23 protein-coding genes and 1 pseudogene are annotated in these 24440 nt (G+C 70.4%); 10 read left to right on the top strand and 14 right to left on the bottom strand.

What is annotated here, in order from left to right; all coding sequences use genetic code 11:
• Window positions 1-123: 123 nt before the first annotated feature.
• Window positions 124-672 (bottom strand): cytochrome b, encoded by a 549-nt coding sequence (locus tag D9R12_RS13045; protein ID WP_122231084.1) that lies wholly within the window; start codon window positions 670-672, stop codon window positions 124-126.
• Window positions 669-1763, bottom strand: a complete 1095-nt coding sequence (locus D9R12_RS13050; RefSeq protein ID WP_122231086.1) for a catalase family peroxidase — start codon at window positions 1761-1763, stop codon at window positions 669-671. Before D9R12_RS13050 ends, D9R12_RS13045 begins: the two co-directional genes overlap by 4 nt.
• A 167-nt stretch (window positions 1764-1930) precedes the next feature.
• Here D9R12_RS13050 and D9R12_RS13055 point away from each other — a divergent pair, with 167 nt between their 5' ends.
• Window positions 1931-2461, top strand: a complete 531-nt coding sequence (locus tag D9R12_RS13055; protein WP_122231088.1) for an RNA polymerase sigma factor — start codon at window positions 1931-1933, stop codon at window positions 2459-2461.
• Window positions 2458-3204 (top strand): anti-sigma factor family protein, encoded by a 747-nt coding sequence (locus tag D9R12_RS13060; protein ID WP_122231090.1) that lies wholly within the window; start codon window positions 2458-2460, stop codon window positions 3202-3204. The genes D9R12_RS13055 and D9R12_RS13060 overlap by 4 nt, the downstream gene beginning before the upstream one ends.
• A gap of 11 nt (window positions 3205-3215) precedes the next feature.
• Here D9R12_RS13060 and dmeF read toward each other — a convergent pair whose 3' ends face one another.
• Window positions 3216-4193 carry a CDF family Co(II)/Ni(II) efflux transporter DmeF gene (gene dmeF, locus D9R12_RS13065; protein ID WP_014162148.1) on the bottom strand — a complete coding sequence of 326 codons (978 nt, stop codon included), beginning with the start codon at window positions 4191-4193 and terminating at the stop codon, window positions 3216-3218.
• 52 nt (window positions 4194-4245) lie between these two features.
• Between dmeF and D9R12_RS13070 the strand changes: the two genes are divergently transcribed.
• Together D9R12_RS13070 and D9R12_RS13075 are read left to right on the top strand one after the other, a co-directional pair.
• Window positions 4246-4518, top strand: coding sequence for a metal/formaldehyde-sensitive transcriptional repressor (locus D9R12_RS13070; protein ID WP_014162149.1), 273 nt, complete (start codon window positions 4246-4248; stop codon window positions 4516-4518).
• Between the two features lie 79 nt (window positions 4519-4597).
• Window positions 4598-5221: a flavin reductase family protein gene (locus D9R12_RS13075; RefSeq protein ID WP_014162150.1), complete on the top strand. Its 624-nt coding sequence runs from the start codon at window positions 4598-4600 to the stop codon at window positions 5219-5221.
• 123 nt (window positions 5222-5344) lie between these two features.
• Here D9R12_RS13075 and bglX read toward each other — a convergent pair whose 3' ends face one another.
• From bglX to D9R12_RS13085, 3 genes are all read right to left on the bottom strand, one after another.
• Window positions 5345-7531: a beta-glucosidase BglX gene (bglX, locus tag D9R12_RS13080; RefSeq protein ID WP_122231092.1), complete on the bottom strand. Its 2187-nt coding sequence runs from the start codon at window positions 7529-7531 to the stop codon at window positions 5345-5347.
• A gap of 154 nt (window positions 7532-7685) precedes the next feature.
• A complete protein-coding gene (locus D9R12_RS15830; protein WP_014162152.1) occupies window positions 7686-7844 on the bottom strand; it encodes a hypothetical protein in 159 nt (52 codons plus the stop codon).
• 127 nt (window positions 7845-7971) lie between these two features.
• Entirely contained in the window at window positions 7972-8934 is a 963-nt protein-coding gene (locus D9R12_RS13085; RefSeq protein WP_122231094.1) for an aldo/keto reductase, read from the bottom strand.
• Between the two features lie 134 nt (window positions 8935-9068).
• Here D9R12_RS13085 and D9R12_RS13090 point away from each other — a divergent pair, with 134 nt between their 5' ends.
• Entirely contained in the window at window positions 9069-9905 is an 837-nt protein-coding gene (locus D9R12_RS13090; RefSeq protein ID WP_122231095.1) for a class I SAM-dependent methyltransferase, read from the top strand.
• 280 nt (window positions 9906-10185) lie between these two features.
• Window positions 10186-10728 carry a pseudouridine synthase gene (locus D9R12_RS13095; protein ID WP_122231097.1) on the top strand — a complete coding sequence of 181 codons (543 nt, stop codon included), beginning with the start codon at window positions 10186-10188 and terminating at the stop codon, window positions 10726-10728.
• Window positions 10729-10860: 132 nt separating this feature from the next.
• On the opposite strand, the gene D9R12_RS13100 is transcribed toward D9R12_RS13095, so the two are convergent.
• Window positions 10861-11280 (bottom strand): hypothetical protein, encoded by a 420-nt coding sequence (locus tag D9R12_RS13100; protein WP_014162156.1) that lies wholly within the window; start codon window positions 11278-11280, stop codon window positions 10861-10863.
• 130 nt (window positions 11281-11410) lie between these two features.
• Window positions 11411-13915: an ATP-dependent helicase HrpB gene (hrpB, locus tag D9R12_RS13105; RefSeq protein ID WP_170159258.1), complete on the bottom strand. Its 2505-nt coding sequence runs from the start codon at window positions 13913-13915 to the stop codon at window positions 11411-11413.
• A 71-nt stretch (window positions 13916-13986) separates the two neighbouring features.
• Between hrpB and D9R12_RS13110 the strand changes: the two genes are divergently transcribed.
• Window positions 13987-14781 (top strand): TatD family hydrolase, encoded by a 795-nt coding sequence (locus D9R12_RS13110; protein ID WP_122231101.1) that lies wholly within the window; start codon window positions 13987-13989, stop codon window positions 14779-14781.
• 18 nt (window positions 14782-14799) lie between these two features.
• Here the strand turns inward: D9R12_RS13110 and D9R12_RS13115 are convergent.
• The 4 genes and pseudogenes from D9R12_RS13115 to D9R12_RS13130 all read right to left on the bottom strand — a co-directional run.
• Window positions 14800-15036: pseudogene (locus D9R12_RS13115) on the bottom strand (hypothetical protein); the annotation flags it as partial.
• A gap of 64 nt (window positions 15037-15100) precedes the next feature.
• Window positions 15101-16039, bottom strand: coding sequence for a 2-dehydropantoate 2-reductase (gene panE, locus D9R12_RS13120; RefSeq protein WP_122231103.1), 939 nt, complete (start codon window positions 16037-16039; stop codon window positions 15101-15103).
• Window positions 16040-16064: 25 nt separating this feature from the next.
• Window positions 16065-16868 (bottom strand): ABC transporter permease, encoded by an 804-nt coding sequence (locus tag D9R12_RS13125; RefSeq protein WP_014162161.1) that lies wholly within the window; start codon window positions 16866-16868, stop codon window positions 16065-16067.
• A complete protein-coding gene (locus D9R12_RS13130) occupies window positions 16865-17836 on the bottom strand; it encodes an ABC transporter ATP-binding protein (RefSeq protein WP_122231105.1) in 972 nt (323 codons plus the stop codon). The genes D9R12_RS13125 and D9R12_RS13130 overlap by 4 nt, the downstream gene beginning before the upstream one ends.
• Before the next feature lie 567 nt (window positions 17837-18403).
• On the opposite strand from D9R12_RS13130, the gene D9R12_RS13135 reads away from it, so the two are divergent.
• From D9R12_RS13135 to D9R12_RS13145, 3 genes are read left to right on the top strand one after another with little or no spacing between them, the layout of a single operon-like run.
• Window positions 18404-19864, top strand: a complete 1461-nt coding sequence (locus tag D9R12_RS13135; RefSeq protein ID WP_122231107.1) for an alpha/beta hydrolase — start codon at window positions 18404-18406, stop codon at window positions 19862-19864.
• A complete protein-coding gene (locus tag D9R12_RS13140) occupies window positions 19861-20607 on the top strand; it encodes an ABC transporter ATP-binding protein (protein WP_122231109.1) in 747 nt (248 codons plus the stop codon). The genes D9R12_RS13135 and D9R12_RS13140 overlap by 4 nt, the downstream gene beginning before the upstream one ends.
• Window positions 20604-21785 carry an ABC transporter permease gene (locus D9R12_RS13145; protein WP_122231111.1) on the top strand — a complete coding sequence of 394 codons (1182 nt, stop codon included), beginning with the start codon at window positions 20604-20606 and terminating at the stop codon, window positions 21783-21785. Before D9R12_RS13140 ends, D9R12_RS13145 begins: the two co-directional genes overlap by 4 nt.
• A gap of 72 nt (window positions 21786-21857) precedes the next feature.
• On the opposite strand, the gene D9R12_RS13150 is transcribed toward D9R12_RS13145, so the two are convergent.
• Together D9R12_RS13150 and mnmE are read right to left on the bottom strand one after the other, a co-directional pair.
• A complete protein-coding gene (locus D9R12_RS13150) occupies window positions 21858-22934 on the bottom strand; it encodes an energy transducer TonB (RefSeq protein WP_122231202.1) in 1077 nt (358 codons plus the stop codon).
• Window positions 22935-23025: 91 nt separating this feature from the next.
• Window positions 23026-24375 (bottom strand): tRNA uridine-5-carboxymethylaminomethyl(34) synthesis GTPase MnmE, encoded by a 1350-nt coding sequence (mnmE, locus tag D9R12_RS13155; protein ID WP_122231113.1) that lies wholly within the window; start codon window positions 24373-24375, stop codon window positions 23026-23028.
• Between the last annotated feature and the right edge of the window lie 65 nt (window positions 24376-24440).

Consider the following 24440-nt stretch of genomic DNA (forward strand, 5'->3'; position numbering starts at 1 on the left):
GTACCTCGCGCATCACAACACCAAACCCAAGCCGTTCATCTGGACCAGAAGCGCCCGCGACATCCTGCAGAAGGTGATCCGCGCCAATCAGCGCTTAAGTTCCAAACAGAATGGAACACTACACTAGGGCCTGGCACCGGTCTTGCCGCTGCGCGCCATGCTGGAGAACACCCCGTCGCGCCGCACCCAGGCATGGAACAGGGCCGCGCCCAGGTGGCCCAGCACCATGGCGAACAGGACGTAGGCCAGCACCGTGTGCGCAGGCCGCAGCAGCGCATACAGGTCCGGGCTGTGCGGGGCGATTGCCGGCAGGTGCACCCCGCCGAACAACACGACCGGGTAGCCGCCGGCCGAGAGCATCGACCAGCCGATCAGCGGCATGGCCAACATCAACCCATACAACAGCCAGTGCGAGGCGTGGGCGGCCCGCTTCTGGATCGCCGGCAGGTCCGCGGGCAAGGGCGGCGGCGGGCTGCGCAGGCGGTTGACCAGGCGCACGATCGCCAGCAACAGGATCGCGAGACCGAGCGGGCGATGCAGGTCCAGCAGGGTCGGGCGCCAGGCCAGCGATACCACCATGCCGGCGCCGATGAACAGCATCGCCAGGATCATCGCGGCCATCAGCCAGTGCAGCATGCGCGCCAGTGCGTCGAAGTGTCCGTGGCGGTTCATCTGGTCTCTCCCTTGGCGCCGGTCGCCGCGGGCGCCTGACCGGTACCGATCTCGTGCATGCGCCGGTTGAACGACACCGAGTACACCGCCGCGCGCGCGGCCAGGATCGGGTCCTTGGATGGCGCCATGCCGTCGGGCAGCACGGTCGGGTCATAGTTGATGTCGCGGCAGGCGCCGCTGTCCTGCGGCGTGGTGCCGGTGAAGGTCACGGTGCCGGCCACCACCTGGGTGCGGTCGGCGGGCCAGGGCTGCGAGGGATCATCGATGGGGTCGCCCTCCCTGGCTTGGGTCACGACCAGGTCCCACTTCACCGGACCCCTGGCCAGGCGCGTGTTGAATTCCTCGCTGAGAAAATCGGCATCGGCCTGCGCGCGCTGCCCGGCGCTGAGCTCCTCGAATGGCGCCTGCGGCCGCAGCGACCAGCGCACCGCATGGCGTTCACCAGCGGCGTTGGTAAACCAGAAACTGTTGACGCCGTTGAACCGGGTGTTGGCCCAGCTGTTGGACCACGGCGCCGACTTGGCCCAGGCCATGAACTTCTTCGCTTCCGGATACTGGTCCAGGAACGCGGCCATCCTGGCCGGGTCGGGCTTGCCGGTGGCCGGGTCCGGCGCCGAGGCGAGGTTCTGCGCCTGGAAGCCTTCCGGCGTGGCCACCACGAAGAACGGAAAGCTGTTCATGGCGGTGCGCCATTGCTGGCCGTCGTCGGTCTTGAGCAGCAGGGCGACGCTGCGCACGCGCGCCTTGGCGTCGGCGCCGTGCGGGTCGCCGCCGCCGATCGACAGCCGCCCCAGGATCGGCGTGTTTGCCTGGGTGAACACGCGCGCCCTGGACAGCTGCGGCGCCTGCGCGCTGGGGGTAAAGCTGCCGGCGACACACACGCCCTTGGCGTGGGCCCGGCGGAAGCCGGGGTGCGGCTTGCCGGCTTCGATGGTGTTGGTCATCTGCTGCGCCGTGAGCCGCGCGCCGAACCCGCCGCCAACCCAGGCAAAGGCGCCGGCCAGGGCGGCCAGAAGCGCGACGATGCCCAACAGGGCCGGCACCGGGCTGGGTTTGCCCGGCGCTCGGGATGAGGAAGATGGCTGGGACATGGGGTTTGCTGGCGCTGGGAGTCGAAGGTGGGACGCGGCGGGCGTGGAGTTATTCCATCTGCCTGTGGCGGCCAAGCTGCGGCCGCGGCGGTGATGGCCTCGTCAGACCCAGGGAATACCCTGTCGCCTCGCCCGTCCCACCCACAGACCCGTCCGGCATCGCGCCCATGACCGCTCCCGCCACCGACCTGGATGACGCCACGCTGCACGCGCTGATCCCGCGCCTGCGCCGGTTCGCCCGTTCGCTGGTGCACGAGCCGGCGGCGGCCGACGATCTGGTCCAGGCCACGCTGGAGCGCGCGCTCGTCCATGGCCGCAGCCGGCACACGCCCGCGGCGCTGCAGGGCTGGCTGTTCTCGGTCCTGTACCGGCAGTTTGTCGACGAACACCGCCGCGCCCTGCGCTGGCGCCGGCTGGCGCAGCTGTTCGGCCAGGCCGAGCCCGAGCATGCGCCGTCGGCCGAGCGCGTCACCGCCAGCCGCGCCACCCTGGCCGCCTTCGACACGCTGCCGGCCGAGCAGCGCGCCTTGCTGCTGCTGGTCAGCGTCGAGGGCTTCAGCTACCGCCAGGTGGCCGACACCCTGGGCGTACCGATCGGCACGGTGATGTCGCGCCTGGCCCGTGCCCGCCAGGCCCTGCGCGTGGCCAGCGATGCCGCGCCCGGCCCGACCCGGCCGGTGCTGAAGGTGCTGCGATGATCCGCCTGGCGCCGAGCGAGGCGGACCTGCACGCCTATGTCGACGGCCAGCTGGAGGCCCCGGCGCGCGCCGAGATCGAGCGCTGGCTGGCTGCGCACCCGGAGCGCGCGGCCGTGGTCGCCGACTGGAAACGCGATGCCAAACGCCTGCGCGTGAGCCAGGCCCTGCCCGAGCAATGGCCGGCCAATCCGAACCTGGAGCCGGCCCACCTGCGCCGCCGCGTGCGCGCCCGCGGTCGTGCGCGGCTGGGGGTGGCCGCCGCGCTGCTGCTGTCGCTCGGGCTGGGGACCGTGACGGGCTGGCAGGCCAGGCAGCTGCAGGTGGCCTCGGCGCGGCTGCCGATGGCCGATGCGGTCTGGGCCTATCGGCTGTTCGCCGTGTCCGACCGCCCCGATACGCTTGATGCGGCCGCTCGCGCGCAGCTGCAGGACTGGCTGGGCCAGCACTTCGGCGCGCTGGGCGCCATGCCCGATCTGCACGCGCAGGGCTTGCACCTGGTCGGGGGACAACGCCTGTCCACCGAACAGGGCGCGGCGGCGATGCTGGTCTATGCCGATGCCAGCGGTGCGCGGATCGGCGTGTACCTGCGCCCGGGCGGCCGCTTCGGCCAGCCGGGCCAGCGCCGCGACGGCGAGCTGCTGGCCCAGTACTGGTCGCGCGGCAACACCAGCTTCGCGGTGGTCAGCCCGTTCGAGGATGCACGCGCGCGCAACGTGGCGGCGGTGCTCGCGCCAGGCGGCTGAAGGCGCTTCGATCAAGCCGGTTGCACGGCGTTGATCTCCACCGTCACGTGGACCAGTTCCTCATGGATGGCCAGCGCCGCGCGCACGTCCTGCGGCGACAGCGGCCGGGTGGTGACCAGGCCGAGGATGGCCGCGTACTGGCCCCGTCCCACGCGCCAGACGTGCAGGTCGCTGATCGCGGTGGGCTGCGGCAGTTCGGCGATCACCTCGCGCACTTCCTCTACCACCGGCGCGTCCATCTCCGCATCCAGCAACACCCGGCCGGTGCTGCGCAGCAGGCCGATTGCCCACACCGTCACCAGTACCGCGCCGGCGATGCCCATGACCGGGTCCAGCCAGGACGCACCGAAGAACCGGCCGGCGAGCAGGGCGACGATCGCCAGCACCGAGGTCGCCGCATCGGCCAGCACGTGGACATAGGCCGCGCGCAGGTTGAGGTCGGCATGGGGGGCATGGTGATCCTCGCCGGGGTGCCCATGTGCGTGGTGGCCGTGGTCATGACCATGGTCGTGCCCGTGATGGTGGTGGCTGTGGTCGTCCTTCAGCCACCAGGCGCAGACCAGGTTCACCGCCAGCCCGAGCACGCCCAGCACGATGGCCTGGTCGTAGTGGATCGGCAGCGGATTGACCAGCCGCTGCAGCGACTGCACCGCCATCAGCAGCGCCACGCACAGCAGCAGCACCGCGCTGGTGTAGCCGCCCAGGATCTCGATCTTCCAGGTGCCAAAGGCAAAGCGCCGGTCGCGCGCGAACCGGCGCGCGCTGGCATAGGCCAGCAACGACAGGCCCAGCGCCAGCACGTGCGAGCTCATGTGCCAGCCATCGGCCAGCAGCGCCATCGAGTTGAAGATCCAGCCGCCGGCAATCTCGGCCAGCATCATCGCGGCGGTCAGGACCACGGCCCGGCGCGTGTTGCGTTCGCCAGCGGTATTGCCGGTGACGTAGCTGTGGTCGTGACGATGCGCGTGCAGCGCCGGGTCCAGGGACATGCGGAAAACCTGGTGTAGGATACCCCCCCATGGTATCCGAGATTGGTCCCGCATGACCCACCTGATCCACGACGTGGCCAGGCTCACCCCGCGCATCCGGCGCCTCAAGGGCCAGGTCGCCGCGCTGGAAAAGGCGCTGGCCGGCCAGCCCGAGTGCATCGCCGTGCTCACCCAGATCGCGGCCATCCGCGGCGCGGCGCAGGGCCTGCTGCTGGAAGTGCTGGAAGGCCACATGCAAGCGCACGTGGCCGGCGAGAAGAACCCCGCCAGGCGCAGCGCCGAGGTCGCCGCGATCCACAAGGTGCTGCGTTCCTACCTCAAGTAGCGCGCAGCTCGCGCCGCGTTGCCGCCATCGCCACCTGCGCACGGGCATGCTGTGGGTCTGTCTCCCTCAAGGCGTCGACATGGGCAACCTGCATTTCTACCGTCCCGGCCAAGGCCACGGCCTGGCCCACGATCCGTTCAAGGCGATCCTCGCCCCGCGCCCGATCGGCTGGATCGGCTCGGTCTCGGCCGACGGCGTGCGCAACCTGGCGCCCTACAGCTTCTTTGGCGCCTTCTGCGACACGCCGCCGATCATCGGTTTCAGCAGCTCGGGCTGGAAGGACAGCGTGCGCAACGTGCAGGCCCGCGGCGTGTTCACCTGGAACCTGGCCAGCCGCGCGCAGGCCGAGGCGATGAACCTGAGCTCGGCGCCGTTTGCGCCGGAGGTCGACGAGTTCGAACGCGCCGGCCTGGTCGCGCTGCCCGGCAAGGTGGTCGATGCGCCGTTCGTCGAAGGCGCGCCGGCCGCCTTCGAATGCAGGTTGACCCAGCTGCTCCAGCTCACCGACGCCGATGGCCACGCACTGGAACAGTGGCTGGTGCTGGGCGAGGTGGTGGGCGTGCACATCGACCGTCGCTGGCTGGTCGATGGCGTCTACGACACCGCCGCGGCCGGGCCGATCCTGCGCGCCGGCGGCCTTGACCGCTACGCGCAGATCACGCCCGAGGCGATGTTCGAGATGGCGCGGCCCACAGGCGTGTAGCGCGCCGGTGGCGCAGCCTGTGCAGCCCCTTGCGATGCGCAGGCACCGCCGTGCCCTGGTCCGGACCGACCTGCAGGCCGCCCGCATCGATGCCTTCGGTGCCGCCGTGGCTCGCGCGTGGCGTCAGCCCTTGGGCGGGCACAGCTCGAACTGCACCGGGGTGCCGTTCGCCGACGAGTCGGTGATCCACACATCGAACAGGCCCGGCTCGGCCCGGCACACCAGGTCCATGCCGGTGAAGGCCAGCAGGCTGCGGTCCAGCTGGAAGCTGACCTGGGCCGATTCGCCGGGCCGCAGCGCGATCTTGTTGAAGCCCTTCAGCTCGCGCACCGGGCGCACCCGGCTGGCCACCCGGTCGTGCACGTACAGCTGCACCACGGTTTCGCCGGCGACCTCACCGGTATTGGTCACGGTCGTGGTCGCGGTCAACGTCTGGTCCCAGCCCAGCTGGGTGGTCGACAGCTGCGCCGGGCCGTACTCGAAGGTGGTGTAGGAGAGTCCGTGGCCGAACGGATACAGCGCATCGGCCGTGACCTCGCGCCAGCGCGACTTGAACTCGCGCATGTGCGGCAGCTCGGGGCGGCCGGTCCGCGAGCGGTTGTAGAACAGCGGCTGCTGGCCCGAATCCTGCGGGAAACTCACCGGCAGGCAGCCGGCCGGGTTGTAGTCGCCGAACAGCACGTCGGCCACGCCGTGCCCGGTCTGGCTGCCCAGGTACCAGGTCACCACGATCGCTGCAGCCTTGCGCACCGCGCCGTGCAGGGCCAGTGCGCGACCATTGCGCAGCAGTACCACCAGCGGCTTGCCGGTGGCGGCCAGGGCTTCGGCCAGGGCCTGGTGTGCGGGCGGGACCACGATCTGGGTCCGCGACTGCGCCTCGCCGCTGTAGGACTGCGGCTCGCCGATCGCCAGCACCACCACATCGCTGGCATGTGCGGCGGCCACGGCGGCCTCGATGCCACCGTCGATCGGCTCTTCCAGGCCGCAGCCGTCCTCGACGATCAGCTGCGCGTGCTCGCCCAGGGCGGCGCGCACGCCGGCTTCCAGGGTGACATAGCGCGTCCTGTCGCCGAACAGCGTCCAGCAGCCTTCGATATTTTTGGTGTCGCGCGCGAACGGGCCGACCAGCGCGATCTTCTGCCCGGTCTTCTTCAGCGGCAGCACCGCGCCCTGGTTCTTCAGCAGCACGATCGATCGGCGCGCCGCATCGCGCGCAAGCGCCTCATGCGCGGCCAGATGCGACTGGTCGGCTTCGCGCGCCGGATCCAGCGAGCGGTATGGATTGTCGAACAGGCCGATCTGCTGCTTGACCCACAGCACCCGGCGCACGCTTTCATCCAGCTGGGCCAGGGTCACCTCGCCGCTTGCCACCAGCGAGGCCAGGTTGCGGTCGTAGAAGCCGCTCTGCATGCTCAGGTCCAGGCCGGCGGTGAACGCGCAGCGGGTGGCGTCGCGTTCGTCGGCCGCATAGCCGTGCGCGATCAGCTCCATGTCGGCGGTGTAGTCGGACACCACCAGCCCGGGGAACTGCCAGGCCCCGCGCAGCAGGTCGGTCATCAGCCAGCGGTTGGCACTGGCCGGCACCCCGTTGATGTCGTTGAAGGCGCTCATCACCGTGATCGCACCGGCGTCGAAGGCGGCCTTGAACGGCGGCAGGTGCACATCGCGCAGGGTCTGCTCGGAAATGTCGACCGTGTTGTATTCCAGGCCACCGGCGACCGCGCCGTAGGCGGCGAAATGCTTGGGCGTGGCCAGCAGGCAATCATCGGCAGTCAGCCCGGCCTGGCCCTGAAACCCCTGCACGCGTGCACGGGCGAAGGCGCAGCCCAGCAGCACGTCCTCGCCGGCACCTTCGGCACCGCGGCCCCAGCGCTGGTCACGGGCCACGTCCACGGCCGGGGCGAAGGTCCAGTGGATGCCCGCGGCGGTGGCTTCGACCGCGGTGGCGCGCGCGGTGCGGCGGGCCAGCTCCGGCTCGAAGCTGGCGGCCTCGCCCAGCGGGATCGGGAACACCGTGCGCATGCCGTGGATCACATCGGCGCCCAGCAGCAGGGGAATGCCCAGGCGCGACTCTTCCACCGCCAGGCGCTGCGCCTGGCGTCCCTCGGCCGCGCCCACCCCGTTGAACAGCGCACCGATCTTGCCGGCGCGGATGCCCGCACGCACCTCCGCCGCACCGCGGGCGTTGGCCTCCGGATTGACCTCCGGGGCGAACGGCCGCAGCGCGTCGGCAAAGATGCCCAGCTGGCCCACTTTCTCTTCCACCGTCATCTGCGCGATGAGGGCCTCAATCCGTTCCGAGTTCGACATCCGGTCCTGCCGTGAAAACGTTTACATGTATTCTAGGCCAAGCCCGAAGGATGCCAAGCCCGCGGGACGCCAAGCGGGCAAGGCTGCACCGCCCCGGGCGCCCTGTCGAGGCCTTGCTGCCAGCGCCGCCGCGGGCCTGCGCCCGGCCAGGCGACTACTGCAGCTGCTCTGGTCCCTGGTCCTCGCCCCGGGGCGGCGGCGGATCGCCGGCCTGCAGCAGCGGCGGGATTTCGCCGGCGCCGGGTGGCAGGACGGGATAGGCATCCCATTCAAAGGGCATCTCGAACTCGGGTTCAAACGCGCGACCGGGCATGGCGACCTCCACGCGTCGGCATGCGAGGGTGCGCCGGCGCTGCCCGGTACTGTCCACCGCCGTTCGTCACGATCAGGTGCAGGCCTGCTGGCGGCGGGTTTCACGCCGCCGGCCGCCGGACACGCGCTCAGGGCGCGCTGGCCTGGTCCAGCGCCTGGATCTGTGCCGGGGTCAGGGTCAGGCGCGCGGCCTGCAGGATCTCCTGCAGCTGCTCGACGCTGCTGGCGCTGGCGATCGGGGCGGTGATCGAATCGCGCGCCATCAGCCAGGCCAGCGCGATCTGCGCCGGCGTGGCCTTCTGCGCCTCGGCCACCGCATCGAGCGCCTCGAGGATCGCCTGGCCGCGCGGATTGAGGTATTGCGCGACCACCTTGGCCCCGCGCGCCGGACTCTTGGCCGCATCGGCCGGATCGCGGTACTTGCCGGTCAAAAAGCCCGATGCCAGCGCGTAGTAACTGATCACGCCCAGGCCCTGGGCCTTGACCAGCGGCTCCAGCTCGGTCTCGTAGCCGGCACGGTCGTAGAGGTTGTACTCGGGCTGCAGGGTTTCATAGCGTGGCAGGTTGTGATCCTGGGACACCCGCAGCGCCTCGGCCAGGCGCTCGGCGCTGTAGTTGGAAGCACCGATCGCGCGCACCTTGCCCTTCTCGATCAGCCGCGAGAACGCGCCCAGGGTGGCCTCCAGCGGCACGGACGGATCGTCCTCGTGCGCCTGGTACAGGTCGATGGTGTCGATGCCCAGGCGGCGCAGCGAATCGTCCACCGCCGCCTCGATGTTCTCCGGCGACAGGCCCGGGCGCTCGCCCCACTTGGCCACCTTGGTGGCGATCACCACCTGGTCGCGCTTGCCGCTGGACTTGAGCCACTGGCCGATCAGCGTCTCCGATTCGCCGCCCTTGTTGCCCGGCACCCAGGCCGGATACACATCGGCGGTATCGATCAGGTTGAAGCCGCCATCGACGAAGGCGTCCAGCAGCCTGCCGGTGCCGGCCGCATCCTTGACGCTCCAGCCAAACACATTGCCGCCAAAGGCCAGCGGCGCGACGGTGATGCCGGATCTGCCCAGCGGGCGTCGGGGAATGGAACTCATCGTGGTATCTCCAGTGCGCGCGGAAAAAAACGAGCCCAAGCGTATGCGCCCGGCGTTTAAGCCAGCGTGCACAGCCGTGGCCAAAACCCGCTGCGTGCTAGGCTCGGCGCCACTTTTCCGCCGGGAATTGCGTCATGCGCCGATCGCTTGCCACCCTTGCCCTGTGCGCCGCGCTGGCGCCGCTGGTGCCGGCCCTGGCCCAGGTCGCCACGTCCGCCACGCTCCCCGTCCCGGCGCCGCTGCAGGCGGCCATCGACGGCCCCTGGCGCAAGCCGGCCGACGTGGCCCGCGACCGCTATCGGCATCCGGGCCAGACCCTGGCGTTCTTCGGTGTGCAGCAGGCCGACACCATCATCGAAATCACGCCCGGCAACGGCTGGTATTCGGCGATCCTGGCGCCCTACGTGAAAGGCCAGGGCCAGTACGTCGCCGCGGTGGTCGACCCCGACGCGGTGCCCGAGTCCTCGCGCGCCTACCAGCAAAAATCCAGGGACAGCCTGGAAGCGCTGTACAAGGCCGACGCCGCCCGCTACGGCCAGGCCAGGATGGTGGCCTACGCGCCGGCCACGCCCAGCTTCGGCCCGGCCAATTCGGCCGACGTGGTGCTGACCTTCCGCAACGTGCACAACTGGCGCATGGCCGACAACGCCGAGGCGATGTTCAAGGGTTTCTTCGCCGTGCTCAAGCCCGGCGGCACCCTGGGCGTGGTCGAACACCGCGCCGCCACGGCCGTGCCCGATGGCGACAGGAGCGGCTATGTCGGCGAGGACCAGGTGATCGCGCTGGCCACCGCCGCCGGCTTCCGACTGCAAGGCAAGAGCGAAATCAACGCCAACCCGCGCGACACCAAGGATTATCCGGGCGGGGTATGGACCCTGCCGCCGACCAACAAGCACGACCAGGCCGACGACGCCAGGTTCCAGGCCATCGGCGAAAGCGACCGCATGACCCTGCGCTTCGCCAAACCATAGGCACCCAGCCTCGTTGCGGCGAAGCCTGCGCCGAGCGCGTGCAGCGGGTGCATGGATTCGGGCATCGACGGCGCCGCCTTGAAAAAGATCGACCCGCGCGCAATGAGCAGTGGCGGTGCCGACCACCCACAGCGGTCGCTGTGTTCTGCCTTGCCCAACCCATGTGATGTCGCAACGCTGGGCGGCGGCGTGGGGCGCAGTCGGATCCAGCAGCTCCCACGCGGCGGGCATCGATAATGGGCCCCCACATCCCGTCGCGGTCACCACGCCGGTCAACGCCTTGCTCATTGCCTTCAACAAACCATTCAACGTGCTGTGCCAGTTCACCGATCGCAGCGCGCCGCCGCGGCGCACGCTGGCCGGGTTCGGCCTGCCCAAAGCGGTGTATGCGGCCGGGCGGCTGGACTACGACAGCGAAGGCCTGCTGCTGCTCACCGACGAGGGCGCCCTGGCCCACCGGCTCACCGATCCGCGCCACAGGCAGGACAAGACCTACCTGGTGCAGGTCGAAGGCACGCCCCATCCGGACCAGTTGCATGCCCTGCGCGATGGCGTGGGATTGAACGACGGCCCGACCCTGCCGGCGCGCGTGCGCCTGCGCGAAACGCCACCGACGCTGTGGCCGCGCGATCCACCCGTGCGCGTGCGCAAGACCGTGCCCGATGCCTGGCTGGAACTGACCTTGCGCGAAGGGCGCAACCGGCAGGTGCGGCGCATGACCGCCGCGGTCGGCCTGCCGACCCTGCGGCTGGTCCGCGTGGCAATGGGTGGGGTGGCGCTGCAGGACCTGCAGCCGGGACAGTGGCGCATCCAGCAGCCATGAGCGCTGCATGGCAACGCCGAAACGGCACGACGCCCGGTCGTGCCGGGCGTCGCCTCAACCTCGGGAAGCTGGCTCGACCGCCCGGCCCCCGCGGTGGCGAGGGCCAGACGGCCGAGGACTCAGCATTGCAGCTCAGCTTTCGCTGGGCGTCTTGGCGGCTGCCCGGCTGTAGCGTGCGGCGCGCGAACGCAGCCCGGCGTTGCCCCGGCTGGTGGCCGGTTGCAGCCGGCGCGCGCTGCCGTCGATGGCGGCCATGTCCTGCTTCTGCCTGTACCTGCGGAACACCGCATAGCCGATCAAGCCGATGCCGACCGCGGCCGCGGCGCCCACCGCGACCGGGTTGCGCTTGACGAAGCTGGTGGCGACCTTGCCGCCGGTGCGCGCCACGCCCAGCGCAGCGCTGCTCTTGAGGAACTTGCCGGCGGTGGACCGGCGCGAAGGCACCAGGTCGCGCACGCTGCTGCCGGCGCTGCGCAGTCCGTCGCCAGCCTGGTGGACCAGCTCCAGGGCGGTCTCCAGCGCGCGGTCGCTGATGTCAGTGAACTTGCTCATGACGGAACCCTGATGAGGAGGAAGAGGTGCAGTGTCCGGGCAGCCATGTAGACGGCGCGTGTGCGGCGCCGCGCCAGCCCATCCACAGCCTGAACACGCTGCGCGCAAGGTCGCTTCAAGCCCGGGCGATTCAGCTGCCGCGGGGCTTGGCCCGGTGGGTGGCGGTGGCGCTCCAGGGGTCGTCGGGCCAGGGATGGCGGGGGTAGCGTCCCTTCATCTCCTTCTTGATCTCGGCATAGGTCTTGGCCCAGAAGCTGCGCAGGTCGCGCGTGACCTGCAGCGGCTTGCCGCCGGGCGAGAGCAGGTGCAGGGTCAGCGGCACCCGGCCCTCGGCAATGTGCGGGGTATCGCCCAAGCCGAACAACTCCTGCAACTTGACCGCCAGCACCGGCGCGCGCGGGCTGCCGTCATGCTCGACGCCGTAGTCGATGCGCCGCTCCAACCCGGAAGGCACGGTGATGTGGGTCGGCGCCAGGGCGTCGATGCGCTGGCGCATGGCCCAGTCGGTGAAGGACTTGAGCGCCTGGGCCAGTTCGCTTTCGTCCAGTGCATCCAGCGCGGTCTTGCCGGCGAAGGCGGGCCTGAGCCAGTGGTCCAGGGTGGCCAGCAGCGCCGCGTCGGACAGGTCGGGCAGCGCCAGCTCCGGCATCCAGGCGCGCAGGTTGCGCACGCGCGCGCGCCATTGCTGCAGGCCCTCGGTCCAGGGCAGGGCGTCCAGGCCCAGCGCGCGCACCGCGTCGGTGAGCGCGGCGGCGGCGTGCTGCGGGTCGATCCTTCCGGCCGGGCGTGCGTCCAGCACGATCGCATCGAAGCGCGAGGTGCGCTGGGCCACCAGCGCGCGCCGCTCCACATCCCAGCGCACCTGGTCGGCGGTGGAAAAATGCGCGGCGAAGTGCTCGCGCAGGAACGCCTGGTCCACCGGCGCGGCGCGCAGGACCAGGCCATCGCGCGCTTCCCGGCGCAGTTCGCTGGCCACGATCCACGGCTCGCCGCGCAGCGCGCTGTCATCGAACAGGCGCGCGGTGCGGCCGTTGGCCAGCGCATAGCGCAGCGGATCGGTGGGATGGCGATAGCCGATACGATCGGGAAAGGCCTGCGCCAGCAGGTCGCCCAGCGCGTGCGCTTCGCTCTGGCGCGGTGGCGTGGCGTCCTCGCGCAGGCGGCGGCGCCACTGCCTGGCGGCCGCATCGATCGCCGCCAGCGCCGAACGCTGCGCATCGGCCGGGACGCGGCCATCACGGAAGGCGGCCAGCGCACGCCAGCGCGCGGCCAGCGCATCGCCGCCGCCACGCAGCGGGTCGCGCGCCTCCACCAGCGCGGCCAGGTCGCAGGCCAGCGCGCGCGACGTGCCCGCCGGGGCCGCCAGCAGCATCGCGGCCAGCCGTGGATGGGTGCCCAGCGCCAGCATGCGCCGGCCGAGCGGGGTGATCGGCCGGCTGGCATCCAGCGCGCCCAGCCGCTGCAGCAGCTCGCGCGCAGCGGCCAGCGGGCCGGACGGCGGCGGATCGACGAAGCGCAGCTCGTCGCTGCCCCACGCCGCCAGTTCCAGCGCCAGGCCGGCCAGTTCGACCTGGGTGATCTCCGGGCGTCGCTGGGGTTCCAGCCGCTGCGAGGCCGGCCACAGGCGCCAGGCCACGCCTTCGGCGACACGGCCGGCGCGGCCGGCGCGCTGGTCGGCCGAGGCCTGGGCGATGTGGACCACGTCCAGCCGCGAGAATCCGCTGTTGGGATCCAGCCGCGGCTCGCGCGCCAGCCCGCTGTCGATCACCACCCGCACGCCGGGCAGGGTCACCGAGGACTCGGCCACATTGGTCGCCAATACCACGCGGCGTCGGCCCTGCGGGTCGGGCTGCAGCACGGCCGACTGCTGCTGCACCGGCAGCTCGCCATGCAGCGCCAGCACGCTGACCCCGGCCAGTGCAGGACTGTCGCCCAGCGCCGCCTGCACGCGTGCGATCTCGCGCTGACCCGGCAGGAACACCAGCACGTCGCCGGGATGGCTGGCAATGGCCGCTTCCACCGCGCGCCGGGCCTGCGACTCCAGCGCCTCGTCGCGCCGCGCGGGGAAATGCGAAACCTCCACCGGATAGCTGCGCCCTTCGCTGGACAGGCGCGGCGCGTCCAGCCACTGCGCCAGGCGCGCGCCATCCAGGGTGGCCGACATCACCACGATGCGGAGGTCTTCGCGCAGCGCGGCCTGCACGTCCAGCGCCAGGGCCAGGCCCAGGTCGCCGGCCAGGTGGCGTTCGTGGAATTCGTCGAACAGCAGCGCGCCGACCCCTTCCAGCAGCGGGTCGTCCTGCAGCATCCGGGTCAGGATGCCCTCGGTGACCACCTCGATCCGGGTGCGTGCGCTGGTCCTGTTGTCGAAGCGGATGCGGTAGCCGACGGTCTGACCGACCGGCTCACCGAGCTGCCCGGCCATGAAGCCGGCGGCGGCACGCGCGGCCACCCGGCGCGGTTCGAGCATCACGATCCTGCGGCCGGCCAGCCACGGCGCGTCCAGCAATGCCAGCGGCACCTGGGTGGTCTTGCCGGCACCGGGCGGGGCTTCCAGCACCAGCCGCGGATGATCGGCCAGCGCGGCGGTGATCTGCGGCAGCAGCGGCGAAATGGGGAAGAACGGCGCGGACATGGCACACAGGATAAGGCGCGTGTCCGCCGCGCCCTACACTATGGCGCTCCCAGGTCTTCGCTCCACGCGCCATGCAGCTCATCGATATCGGTGCCAACCTCACCCACGAGGCCTTCGACCGCGATCGCGACGCAGTCCTGCAGCGCGCGCGCGCTGCCGGCGTGGCCCAGCTGGTGGTCACCGGGGCCAGCCGCGAGCATTCGCCCAGGGCGCTGGAACTGGCGCGCGCGCATCCGGGGTTCCTGTTCGCCACCGCCGGCGTGCATCCGCACCACGCCAGCGAATACACCGCCGAGTGCGATGCGCAGATGCGCATGCTGCTTGCCCAGCCTGAAGTGGTGGCGGTGGGCGAATGCGGGCTGGACTACCACCGCGACCTCTCCCCGCGCCCGGCCCAGCGCCGCGCGTTCGAGCACCAGCTGCAGAGCGCGGTGGACACCGGCAAGCCGCTGTTCCTGCACCAGCGCGAGGCGCATGCCGATTTCATGGCGATGATGAAGCAATTCGACGGTCAGCTGCCGGCCGCGGTGGTGCACTGCTTCACCGGCACCGGCCAGGAGCTGTTCGATTACCTGGACCAGGACTGGCACATCGGCATCACCGGCTGGCTGTGCGACGAGCGCCGCGGCGCGCATCTGCGCACGCTGGTGCCGCACATCCCCGCGCACCGGCTGATGCTCGAGACCGATGCGCCGTACCTGCTGCCGCGCACCCTCAAGCCGATGCCCAAGGACCGTCGCAACGAACCGGCCTTCCTGGCGCACATCGCAGGGGAAGTTGCCCGCGAGCGCGGCGAGGAACCTGCCGTCACCGCCGCCAGCACCACCCACACCGCGCGCGCGTTCTTCGGCCTGCCGGTTGCCTGAGCGTGCCGGCCGCCGGGCTCACTGGGCCTGGTCGTCTTCCTGCTTGGCCTCTGCCATCGCCTCCGGTTCCAGGTCTTCGGCGACGCGGTTGAACTTGACGAAAGCGCCCCAGGCGATCAGCAGCACCGCGGCGGTGAGGCCGATGGCCCCGGCATAGGGCAGTTTGGTGGGATCTTCGTGGCCCAGCTCGAAGGTCATCACCAGGGTCTCGATGCTCAGCGCGATCACCACCACCAAGAACCGCGACAGGTAGCGGTGCGTGGATGGCGCCGCAGCATGGCCAGCGCCGCGTGCGGGCGGCGCGAAGGCGTTCAACTGCTCACCCAAGCTGGGCGGCGACCAACACCTGCAGGTGGATCCACGCCGTTTCCAGCCGCGCCACACGCAGGCCGGCGTGCGCAGCGCGATGGACCATGTCGCCGACGATGTGCGCCGCTTCCACCCGCTGGCCCGATTGCAGGTCGCGCAGCATCGAGGCGGTCAGCGTGGAACCGGGCTGGGTCAACGCCTCCAGCATCGAGGCCTGCGCGGTCTGCGGCACCTGGACCCCGGCCGCGGCGGCCACCTCCAGGCATTCCGCGTACAGGCCGGCCATGAACGCGTGCCCGCCCTCGGCGGCGACGATCTGGCCGACGCTGCCGCGCATCAGGCAGGTGGCCGCCGCCAGCGCGGTCACGAAGCTGTACTTGCTCCATTGCGCCACGGCGATGTCGGCTGCGTGTTCGAACTTCAGCCCGGCCTGCCGGCACAGCGTGGCCAGCGCCTGCGTGCGCGGGCTGTCGGTGTCGCCGCTGCGCTCGCCGAAGGTGATCGAGGCGGTCCTGCCCAGGTGCAGCACCTGGCCATCCGGGCCCTTCATCGCACTGATGAAGCACAGCCCGCCCAGCACGTTGGCCGCGCCAAAGCGCGCGTCCAGCGCGGCGTAGTGCAGCAGGCCGTTGAGGATCGGCAGCACGCTCGTGCCCGGGCCGACCGCAGGGGCGATCGCGTCGATGGCGCTGTCCAGGTCATAGGCCTTGCAGCTCAGCAGCACCAGGTCGAAGGGTTTGCCGGCAGCCAGCGCCGGCAGCGCCTCGGCGGTGACATGGGCCACCGGAAACTGCGCATCGCCCTGCGCGGTCCTGATCACCAGGCCGTCGCGCTCGAGCTGTTCGGCACGCGCAGGACGCACCAGGAAAGTCACGTCCGCGCCGGACTGCGCCAGCCGTCCGCCGAAATAACCACCGGTGCCACCGGCACCCAATACCAGGATCCGCATGTGCCGTTCTCCAGAGCTTGCAGGATCAGCTGCGCAGGCCGATGCCGCGCTTGAGCAGGTGCAGGCCCAGTGCGCCCAGTGACACCACGAAGCCCACCATCAGCACGTAGGCCACCCACAGCGGCACGTCGGAGCTGCCCAGCAGGCCGTAGCGGAACGCGTTGACCATGTAGAAGATCGGGTTGAGGTGGGTCAGCGCCTCGGCCCAACCCGGCAGCAGCTCGACCGAATAGAACACCCCGCCCAGATAGGTCAGCGGGGTCAGGATGAAGGTCGGCACGATCGCGATGTCATCGAACTTGCGCGCGTAGGCGGCATTGACGAAGCCGGCCAGCGAGAAGATCGTCGCGCCCAGCAGCACCGTGCTCAGGGTCACCAGCGGGTGCGGGATGCGCACCGGGGTGAAGAACATCGCGATGATCAGCACGATCACGCCCACCATCAGCCCGCGCAGCACCGCGCCGGCCACGTAGCCCAGCAGGATCACCCAGTTGGGCACCGGGCTGACCAGCAGTTCTTCCACATGGCGGCCGAACTTGGCGCCGAAGAACGACGAGCTGATGTTGCCGTAGCTGTTCTGGATCACGCTCATCATCACCAGGCCCGGGACGATGAACTGCATGTAGGAGAAACCGCCCATGTCGCCCACGCGCGAGCCGATCAGGCCGCCGAAGATCATGAAGTACAGGGTCATGGTGATCGCCGGCGGCACCAGGGTCTGGCCCCAGATGCGCAGGATGCGCGCCACTTCGCGCCGGGCGATGGTCCACAGCGCGGTCAGGTTGCGCCGGGTGTTGCTGGCAGGCGGCAGCAGGGCCTGGTTGCTCATGCGGAAACCTCCGTGGGCGTGGCGGCGGGCGCGGCGGTCAGGCGCACGAACAGCTCCTCCAGCCGGTTGGACTTGGTCCGCATCGAACGCACGCGGATGCCGGCCGCGGCCAGCGCTTCGAACACCCGGGTGAGGTCCATCGCCCGCGGCATGTCCAGGTCCAGCGTGTGCGGGTCGGCGGCGGCCAGCGTGGCGCCTTCGATCACCGGCAGCTGCGCGGGCAGTTCGCCCTCGATGTCGAACAGGAACCCCTCCACGTCCAGCTGCGCCAGCAACGTGCGCATCGGCCCCTGCTGCACGATCCGGCCGTGATTGATGATGGCCAGGTTGCGGCACAGGCTCTCGGCTTCCTCCAGGTAGTGCGTGGTCAGGATGATGGTGGTGCCGGCGATGTTGATGTCCTTGAGCGTCTTCCACATGCCGCGGCGGATCTCGATATCGACCCCGGCGGTGGGTTCGTCCAGGATCAGCAGGCGCGGTCGGGTCATCATCGCCCGGGCGATCATCAGCCGGCGCTTCATCCCGCCAGACAGGGTGCGGCTCATCAGGAAGGCCTTGTCCCACAGCTGGGCGCGCTTGAGCTCGTCCTCGGCAAGCGGCACGGCCTGGCGGCGCGGGATGCCGTAGAAGCCGGCGTAGTTGACCAGGATGTCGAAGGGTTTCTCGAACAGGTTGAAGTTGATCTCCTGCGGGACCAGGCCGATCAGGCGCATGGCCGCGTCGCGGCGGGCCGACAGGTCGACGCCGAACACCTGGACCTGGCCTGAGGTCTTGTTGACCAGCGAGGAAATGATGCCGATCAGGGTCGACTTGCCGGCGCCGTTGGGGCCGAGCAGGGCGAAGAAATCGCCGGGCGCCACGGTCAGCGACACGCCCTTGAGCGCCTCGACGCCGTTGCTGTAGCGCTTGGTCAGATCGACGATGGACAGCGCCGGGACGTTGCCGGCCGCCGCGGAAGGAGCAGTCATGGAGTGGGCCTTTGCGCGGGCGAAGGCCCGCAGGACAAGCGATTACCTATTATAGGCGCCCCGCCTGGCTGCCCGGGCACCAGAGCGCTCCACTTGGCCATTGCCCAGTTCCGCCGACGCTGGGCGAACGCGGCATGATCGCGCCCAGCGTGGGCCACGATGTGTTCGCCTGCACCCAGGGCACCCGATGGCGTTCGTGCCCGGCCAGTTCATCCTGCAGCCGGGCGATGCCAACGCGCGAGATGCGGTACCACGACCCGCTGCGCGCCTTCGCCGTGGCGCATCCGGGCTTGCGCTGCCTGCCGTGCCTGTCGCGAGAACGGCCGGCCGCCGCGCACGCCCGGATGCGCGGCGGCTACGTGCAGCAGGTGCTGGCCGGGTTCGCCCCGGACCCGACCCGCGACATCGCCTGCCTGTGCGGCAATCCGGACAGGATCGATGCCCCGTTCCCAAGGCGCGCGTGCTGTTCGAACCGTCATGCCCCCTGCCTTCGGTCACATCCGCCGGCGCCCCGGGTCATGTCAGCATCCACGCAGGAAATTTCCGCTGTCTTCCAAGGAGTTCGTCATGCGGCACCGCTGGTTGTTCCCCGCCCTGATCCTGGCCGCATGCGCGCCAGCGGCGCAGGCCCGCACCCTGGGCACGCTGGAATTCAAGCCGTGCGCGCTCAGCGCACCGCTGTCGGCCAGCGTCGTCCAGGCCCAGTGCACCACCCTGGCGGTTCCGGAAAATCCCAAGGCGCCCGATGGCCGCAGGATCAGCCTGCGCATCGGCTGGATCCCGGCCGGGCGCGAGGAGGCGGCCGAGCCCGATCCGGTCTTCATGCTCGCCGGCGGCCCGGGCCAGTCGGCGCTGGACAGCTATCCGCAGGTGCAGCCGGCGTTCGCCGAAGTGGTCAGGAAGCGCAACCTGATCCTGGTCGACCAGCGTGGCACCGGCGGCTCCAACCCGCTGCAGTGCGCCAACCCGACCGATGCCATGGACCCTGACTCGCCGCAGGCGGCGGCGGACTACGCGCGCCAGTGCATGGCCACGCTGGAGAAGAAGGCCGACCTGCGCCACTACACCACCGGTCAGGCCATCGCCGACCTGGACAGCGTGCGCCAGGCCATCGGTGCGGACAAGATCAACCTGGTCGGCGTGTCCTACGGCACCCGCGTGGCCCAGCAGTACGCGGCCGCCTATCCGCAGCACACCCGCGCGATCGTGCTGGACGGGGTGGTGCCCAACTCGCTGGTGCTGGGCAACGAGTTCGCGGCGAACCTGGAACACGCACTGGACCTGCAGTTCGGCCGCTGCGCCAGGGACGCCAAGTGCACGGAGAAACTCGGCGACCCGCGCCAGCGCCTCAACGCGTTGATGAAGACCTTGAAGGACACCCCGCCGACGGTCAGCTTCCGCGATCCGGCCACTGGCGTGGCCCGGCAGGAAGTGCTCACTGCCGGCGATGTGGCGATGCTGGTGCGCATGTCGGCCTATCTGCCGTTGATGACCGCGACCCTGCCGCTGCAGTTTTCCGAAGCCGCGCAGGGCCGCTACGACACCCTGGCCGCCAGCGCCAACATGATCGGCGATTCGCTGGCCGATGCGATGGCCATCGGCATGCAGCTGTCGGTGATCTGCACCGAGGACGGCAGCGAGCTGAAGGCCGATCCGGCACAGGACGGCACGCTGCTGGGCAACGCCATCGTCGAAGGCCTCACGGCCCAGTGCGCGGTATGGCCCAAGGGCACCCGCGCGGCGAACTTTCGCAAGCCGCTGTCCACACAGGTGCCGGCGCTGCTGCTGAGCGGCCAGTTCGATCCGGTCACCCCGCCGCGTTATGGCGAGGAAGTGGCCAAGGCCCTGCCCAACGCGCGCCACCTGGTGCTGCGCGGCCAGGGCCACAACGTCATCGCCGCAGGCTGCACACCGCAGCTGCTGGGCAAGTTCCTCGATGGCCTGGATCCGAAGGCACTGGATGCCAAGTGCCTGGACCGGCTGACCGACACCCCGCCTTTCACCGGCTTCTACGGATGGGACCCATGATCGCCCTGCGCAATCTCCACAAGACCTTCAAGACCAAAAAGAGCGAGGTCAAGGCCGTCAATGGCGTGGACTTCACCGCTGCCGATGGCCAGATCACCGGCCTGCTGGGGCCCAATGGCGCCGGCAAGACCACCACCCTGCGCATGCTCTACACCCTGATGCAGCCCGACGCGGGCCAGGTGCTGGTCGATGGCGTGGACGTGGCCGCCAACCCGCAGGCCGCGCGCCGCGCGCTGGGCGTGCTGCCCGACGCGCGCGGGGTGTACAAGCGCCTGACCGCACGCGAGAACATCGCCTACTTCGGCCAGCTGCATGGCCTGGACAGCGCCACCATCAACGCCCGCACCGAGCGCTTGGTGCAGGCATTGAACATGGCCGACTTCATCGACCGCCGCGCCGAGGGCTTCAGCCAGGGCCAACGGACCAAGACCGCGATTGCCCGCGCGCTGGTGCATGACCCGCGCAACGTGGTCCTGGACGAGCCCACCAACGGCCTGGACGTGATGACCACCCGCAGCCTGCGCGAATTCCTCAAAGACCTGCGCGGCGAAGGACGCTGCGTGGTGTTCTCCAGCCACATCATGCAGGAGGTCGCCGCGCTGTGTGACCGCATCGTGATCATCGCCAAGGGCACCGTGGTCGTCGCCGGCAGCGCCGACGAACTGCGCGCGCACTACGGCGAGCAGAACCTGGAAGACGCCTTCGTCAAGGCGATCGGCTCCGAGGAGGGTCTGCTGGCATGAACAGCCTCAAGACCGTATGGATCGTGATGCGCAAGGAGCTCAAGGATCTGTTCCGCGACCGGCGCACGGTGTTCCTGTCGCTGGCGCTGGGGCCGATCCTGATTCCGGTGATGCTGGTGGGCATCTTCACCCTGACCGAGAACCGGATCCGCGACCTGACCGAAAAGCCGCTGGAGCTGCCCGTCATCGGCAAGGACAACGCGCCCAACCTGATCGCCTGGCTGGAAGGCCAGAACGTCACCATCAAGGCGCCACCGACCGACATCGCCGCTGCCATCGCCGAGCAGAAGGACGATGTGATCCTGCGCATCGGCGACGACTACGCCGAGAAGTGGCGCAGGAGCGAGCCTGCACCGGTGGAGGTGATCAGCGACAGCACCCGCCAGAACGCCCAGGTGCCGGTCAAGCGCGTGCAGGCGCTGCTCAAGGCCTACAGCGGGCAGGTCGGGGCGCTGCGCCTGCTGGCGCGCGGGGTCAGTCCCTCGGCCGCCGCACCGCTGCAGATCGGCGAGACCGACATGGCCTCCGATGCGGCCAAGCGCGGCCAGCTGGTCGGGATACTGCTGCCCTACCTGCTGATCCTCAGTGCGTTCATGGGCGGCGCCTACCTGATCATGGATGCCACGGCCGGCGAGCGCGAACGCCAGTCGATGGAACCGCTGCTGGCCACGCCGGCCGCGCGCGGCGCGATCGTCAGCGGCAAGGTGGCCGCGGCGTGCGCGGTGGCGCTGCTGTCGCTGGCCTTTACCCTGCTGATGTTCAAGGCCACCGCGGTGATCTCGCCGACCGTGGGTCGGCAGATGTCGGTGAGTTTCATGACCATCGCGATGCTGCTGCTGATCCTGATGCCGATGGTGTTCATCGGCACCACCCTGCTGACCTATCTGTCGGCCACGGCCAAGAGCATGAAGGAGGCGCAGAGCCACATGAGCTACCTCATGCTGCTGCCGATGCTGCCTTCGATCATCCTGATGGTGAACCCGGTCAAGACCCAGCTATGGCAGTTCGCGGTGCCGTTCCTGGCGCAGAACCAGCTGATCCTGAAGGTCGTGCGCGGCGAGGCGATCGACCCGATCCAGTGGGTGGTCTACTTGGCGGCCAGCTTCGGCCTGTCGGGCTTGATGTGGTTCCTGGCCGTGCGCCGCTATCGCGGCGAGCAGCTGGCGATCTCGGGCTGAGCCCCAGGGTCTTCGCAAAACGAGGAGGGGCCGGCATTGCCGGCCCTTCTTCTTTTGCCACGTGCTGGCCGATCAGCCCGGATTGAACGCGATCGTGCGCCGGGTAGTGCTGGTCGCGCCGGTGGGTTCGAACTTCCAGCGCTTGACCGCGGTCAGTGCGGCGCGGTCGAACACGCGCGGCGGAGTCGCCTCGACCACCCGCGCATTGGTGACATCGCCGTCGCCGCCGATGGTGATCTCCACCACGACGGTGCCGCTGGTATTGGCGCGCAGGGCCTCCATCGGATAACGCGGCGAGGGCGCGCTCAGCAGCCGACGTTCGCCCGCCGGCGGGACCGGCTCGGCGGCCACCGGACGCGGCGCCGGGGTTTGGGTGGCCGGGGCCGGCGCCGGGTTCGGGGCGTCTGCCACGGGCTGGCGCGCAGGCGCGGCGGCCGGAGGCGTCTCGGTCCGGGCCGGCTCGGCCCGAGCGGCTGGCGTTTGCTGCGCCTGCTGGGCCTGCGCCTGCTGCGCCTGCTGGGCCGCCAGGGCGTCGGCGGCCTGCTTCTGCTGGGCGGCCTGTTCGGCCAGGCGCTGGGTTTCCCTGGTCTTGGCCTCGGCGGCCGCCTTGGCCTTGCTGGCTTCGTCGGTGGTCTGCTGGGCCAGCAGCTTCTCGCCGCTGGCGATGGCCTGGCCCAGGCGGGGCAGGGCCGGCGCCTTGGGATCAGCCTTGCCGATCAGGGCCAGCAGGCGCCTGGCCTCGTCGAAGTCCTGGCGGCCAATGCTCTGCTCGGCGGCGATCACCGTGTAGGGCATCAGGTCGGTCAGGGCGCTGGTGGTGGCCGGATCGTCGGGCTGCTTGTCACGCAGGGCCAGGTAGTACTCCATGGCGTTGTCGCCGCCCGGGGCGTAGATGCGGTTCTGGCTCAGCGCCTTGCTGGCGGCGGCGCGCAGGTCCTCGGCGCTCATCGCCTGGACGCTGGCGGCCACCGCTGGCTTGGGTGGGCTGTCGGCGGCCACCGCCTGCGCGGCACTGGCCTTGTCGGTCGGTGCGGCATTGCCGGGCTGGCTGCCGTCGGCGGCCGGCGGTGGCTTGGAACAGGCGGCCAGCAGGCCGAGCAGCGCGAACGCTGCCACGGGCCGCAGCGCGGTCGGTGTGAGCTTGGACATCTGGTATTTCCCCTGGGTGCGCATTGCCTGACGAATGCCTGCAACGTGAAAGTCACGGAAATCGCCAGCGCTTGTCAACAGGCGCCCGCTCCTACTTGCCGATGCAGAACGTGGAAAAGATCCGCCCCAGCAGCGCGTCGGGCGAGGTTTTGCCGGTGATCTCACCCAGCGCGTCATGGGCAAGCCGCAAGTGTTCAGCGGCCAGTTCAAGCGTTTCATGATCAATCTCGCGTTTTGCAAGGTCCAGGTGCGCCAGGGCCTGCTCCAGCGCCAGCACATGGCGGGCGCGGGCGGAGAACTCACCCTCGGCAGAGGCGAGTGCCGGGCCACTGACCAGCGCCTGCAGCCGCGCCAGCAGGGCCTGGATGCCGGCGCCGGTGCGGGTCGAGATGCCCAGCGCCTGGTCCGGCAGCGCATGGGTCGCCGGCAGCAGGTCGGTCTTGTTGTGCAACCACAGCTGGCGAAGCTGCGGGTCGAGCAGGTCGGCGAGCGCGGCGTGGCCGGCCTGCGGATCGCGCGCGTCGACCACCACCAGGGCCACGTCGGCGCGCTGCAGTTCCTCGCCGGCCCGACGCATGCCTTCGCGTTCGATCGCATCGCCACCGCTGCGCAGGCCGGCGGTATCGACCAGGGTCAGCTCCAGGCCATCGACGCGGATCACTTCGTGCAGGGTGTCACGGGTGGTGCCGGCCAGCGCGCTGACGATGGCCCGCTCGCGTCCGGCCAGTGCATTGAGCAGCGAGCTCTTGCCGGCGTTGGGCGGGCCGACGATCACCACATGCAGGCCGTCGCGCAGGCGCCGGCCGCGCTCGGCCTCGGCCAACAGCCCGGCCAACGCGTCGCCCAGCTCGGCCAGGCCGGAGCGCACCGCCGCGCCGCCGAGCGTGTCCAGCGGCTCGTCGGCGAAATCGATCGCCGCCTCCACATGCACGCGCAGCCGCAGCAGCTGTTCGGACAGTGCCTGGATGCGGCGCGAGAACACCCCCTCCAGCGAACGTCGCGCCGCGCGCGCCGCGCGGGCGTCACCGGCGGCGATCAGGTCGGCGATCGCCTCGGCCTGGGCCAGGTCGAGCTTGCCGTTGAGGAAGGCGCGTTCGGAAAATTCGCCCGGCCGCGCCGGGCGCGCGCCCAGCGCGCAGGCGCGCGCCACCAGGGCGCGCAGCACGACCGGGCTGCCGTGGGCCTGCAGTTCGACCACGTCCTCGCCGGTAAAACTGGCCGGGGCGAGGAAGGCCAGGGCGATGCCATCGTCGATCACCTCGCCGTCGCCATCGAGGAAGCGCGCGTAACGCGCCCGGCGCGGCCGCAGCTGGCCGGCGCCCATCGCCGCGGCGATCGCCAGCGCCTGCGGCCCGGACAGGCGCACGATGCCCACCCCCCCGGCGCCGGGGGCGGTGGCCACTGCGGCAATGGTGTCGGTGGTCGCGGCCGCTGCGCTCACGGTTGCTCCGGTTGGACAGGCGTTCGGTCCAGGGTCGACGCGATCCTGGTCAGGTCCGGAATTGC

The sequence above is a fragment of the Pseudoxanthomonas spadix genome (assembly GCF_003703395.1).
Taxonomy (GTDB): Bacteria; Pseudomonadota; Gammaproteobacteria; order Xanthomonadales; family Xanthomonadaceae; genus Pseudoxanthomonas_A; species Pseudoxanthomonas_A spadix.

Bases quoted from the DNA above. Each gene is read 5' to 3' on its own strand.
- D9R12_RS13045 (WP_122231084.1), bottom strand. From the start codon at position 672: ATGAACCGCCACGGACACTTCGACGCACTGGCGCGCATGCTGCACTGG.
- D9R12_RS13050 (WP_122231086.1), bottom strand. From the start codon at position 1,763: ATGTCCCAGCCATCTTCCTCATCCCGAGCGCCGGGCAAACCCAGCCCG.
- D9R12_RS13055 (WP_122231088.1), top strand. From the start codon at position 1,931: ATGACCGCTCCCGCCACCGACCTGGATGACGCCACGCTGCACGCGCTG.
- D9R12_RS13060 (WP_122231090.1), top strand. From the start codon at position 2,458: ATGATCCGCCTGGCGCCGAGCGAGGCGGACCTGCACGCCTATGTCGAC.
- dmeF (WP_014162148.1), bottom strand. From the start codon at position 4,193: ATGTCCCTGGACCCGGCGCTGCACGCGCATCGTCACGACCACAGCTAC.
- D9R12_RS13070 (WP_014162149.1), top strand. From the start codon at position 4,246: ATGACCCACCTGATCCACGACGTGGCCAGGCTCACCCCGCGCATCCGG.
- D9R12_RS13075 (WP_014162150.1), top strand. From the start codon at position 4,598: ATGGGCAACCTGCATTTCTACCGTCCCGGCCAAGGCCACGGCCTGGCC.
- bglX (WP_122231092.1), bottom strand. From the start codon at position 7,531: ATGTCGAACTCGGAACGGATTGAGGCCCTCATCGCGCAGATGACGGTG.
- D9R12_RS15830 (WP_014162152.1), bottom strand. From the start codon at position 7,844: ATGCCCGGTCGCGCGTTTGAACCCGAGTTCGAGATGCCCTTTGAATGG.
- D9R12_RS13085 (WP_122231094.1), bottom strand. From the start codon at position 8,934: ATGAGTTCCATTCCCCGACGCCCGCTGGGCAGATCCGGCATCACCGTC.
- D9R12_RS13090 (WP_122231095.1), top strand. From the start codon at position 9,069: ATGCGCCGATCGCTTGCCACCCTTGCCCTGTGCGCCGCGCTGGCGCCG.
- D9R12_RS13100 (WP_014162156.1), bottom strand. From the start codon at position 11,280: ATGAGCAAGTTCACTGACATCAGCGACCGCGCGCTGGAGACCGCCCTG.
- hrpB (WP_170159258.1), bottom strand. From the start codon at position 13,915: ATGTCCGCGCCGTTCTTCCCCATTTCGCCGCTGCTGCCGCAGATCACC.
- D9R12_RS13110 (WP_122231101.1), top strand. From the start codon at position 13,987: ATGCAGCTCATCGATATCGGTGCCAACCTCACCCACGAGGCCTTCGAC.
- panE (WP_122231103.1), bottom strand. From the start codon at position 16,039: ATGCGGATCCTGGTATTGGGTGCCGGTGGCACCGGTGGTTATTTCGGC.
- D9R12_RS13125 (WP_014162161.1), bottom strand. From the start codon at position 16,868: ATGAGCAACCAGGCCCTGCTGCCGCCTGCCAGCAACACCCGGCGCAAC.
- D9R12_RS13130 (WP_122231105.1), bottom strand. From the start codon at position 17,836: ATGACTGCTCCTTCCGCGGCGGCCGGCAACGTCCCGGCGCTGTCCATC.
- D9R12_RS13135 (WP_122231107.1), top strand. From the start codon at position 18,404: ATGCGGCACCGCTGGTTGTTCCCCGCCCTGATCCTGGCCGCATGCGCG.
- D9R12_RS13140 (WP_122231109.1), top strand. From the start codon at position 19,861: ATGATCGCCCTGCGCAATCTCCACAAGACCTTCAAGACCAAAAAGAGC.
- D9R12_RS13145 (WP_122231111.1), top strand. From the start codon at position 20,604: ATGAACAGCCTCAAGACCGTATGGATCGTGATGCGCAAGGAGCTCAAG.
- D9R12_RS13150 (WP_122231202.1), bottom strand. From the start codon at position 22,934: ATGTCCAAGCTCACACCGACCGCGCTGCGGCCCGTGGCAGCGTTCGCG.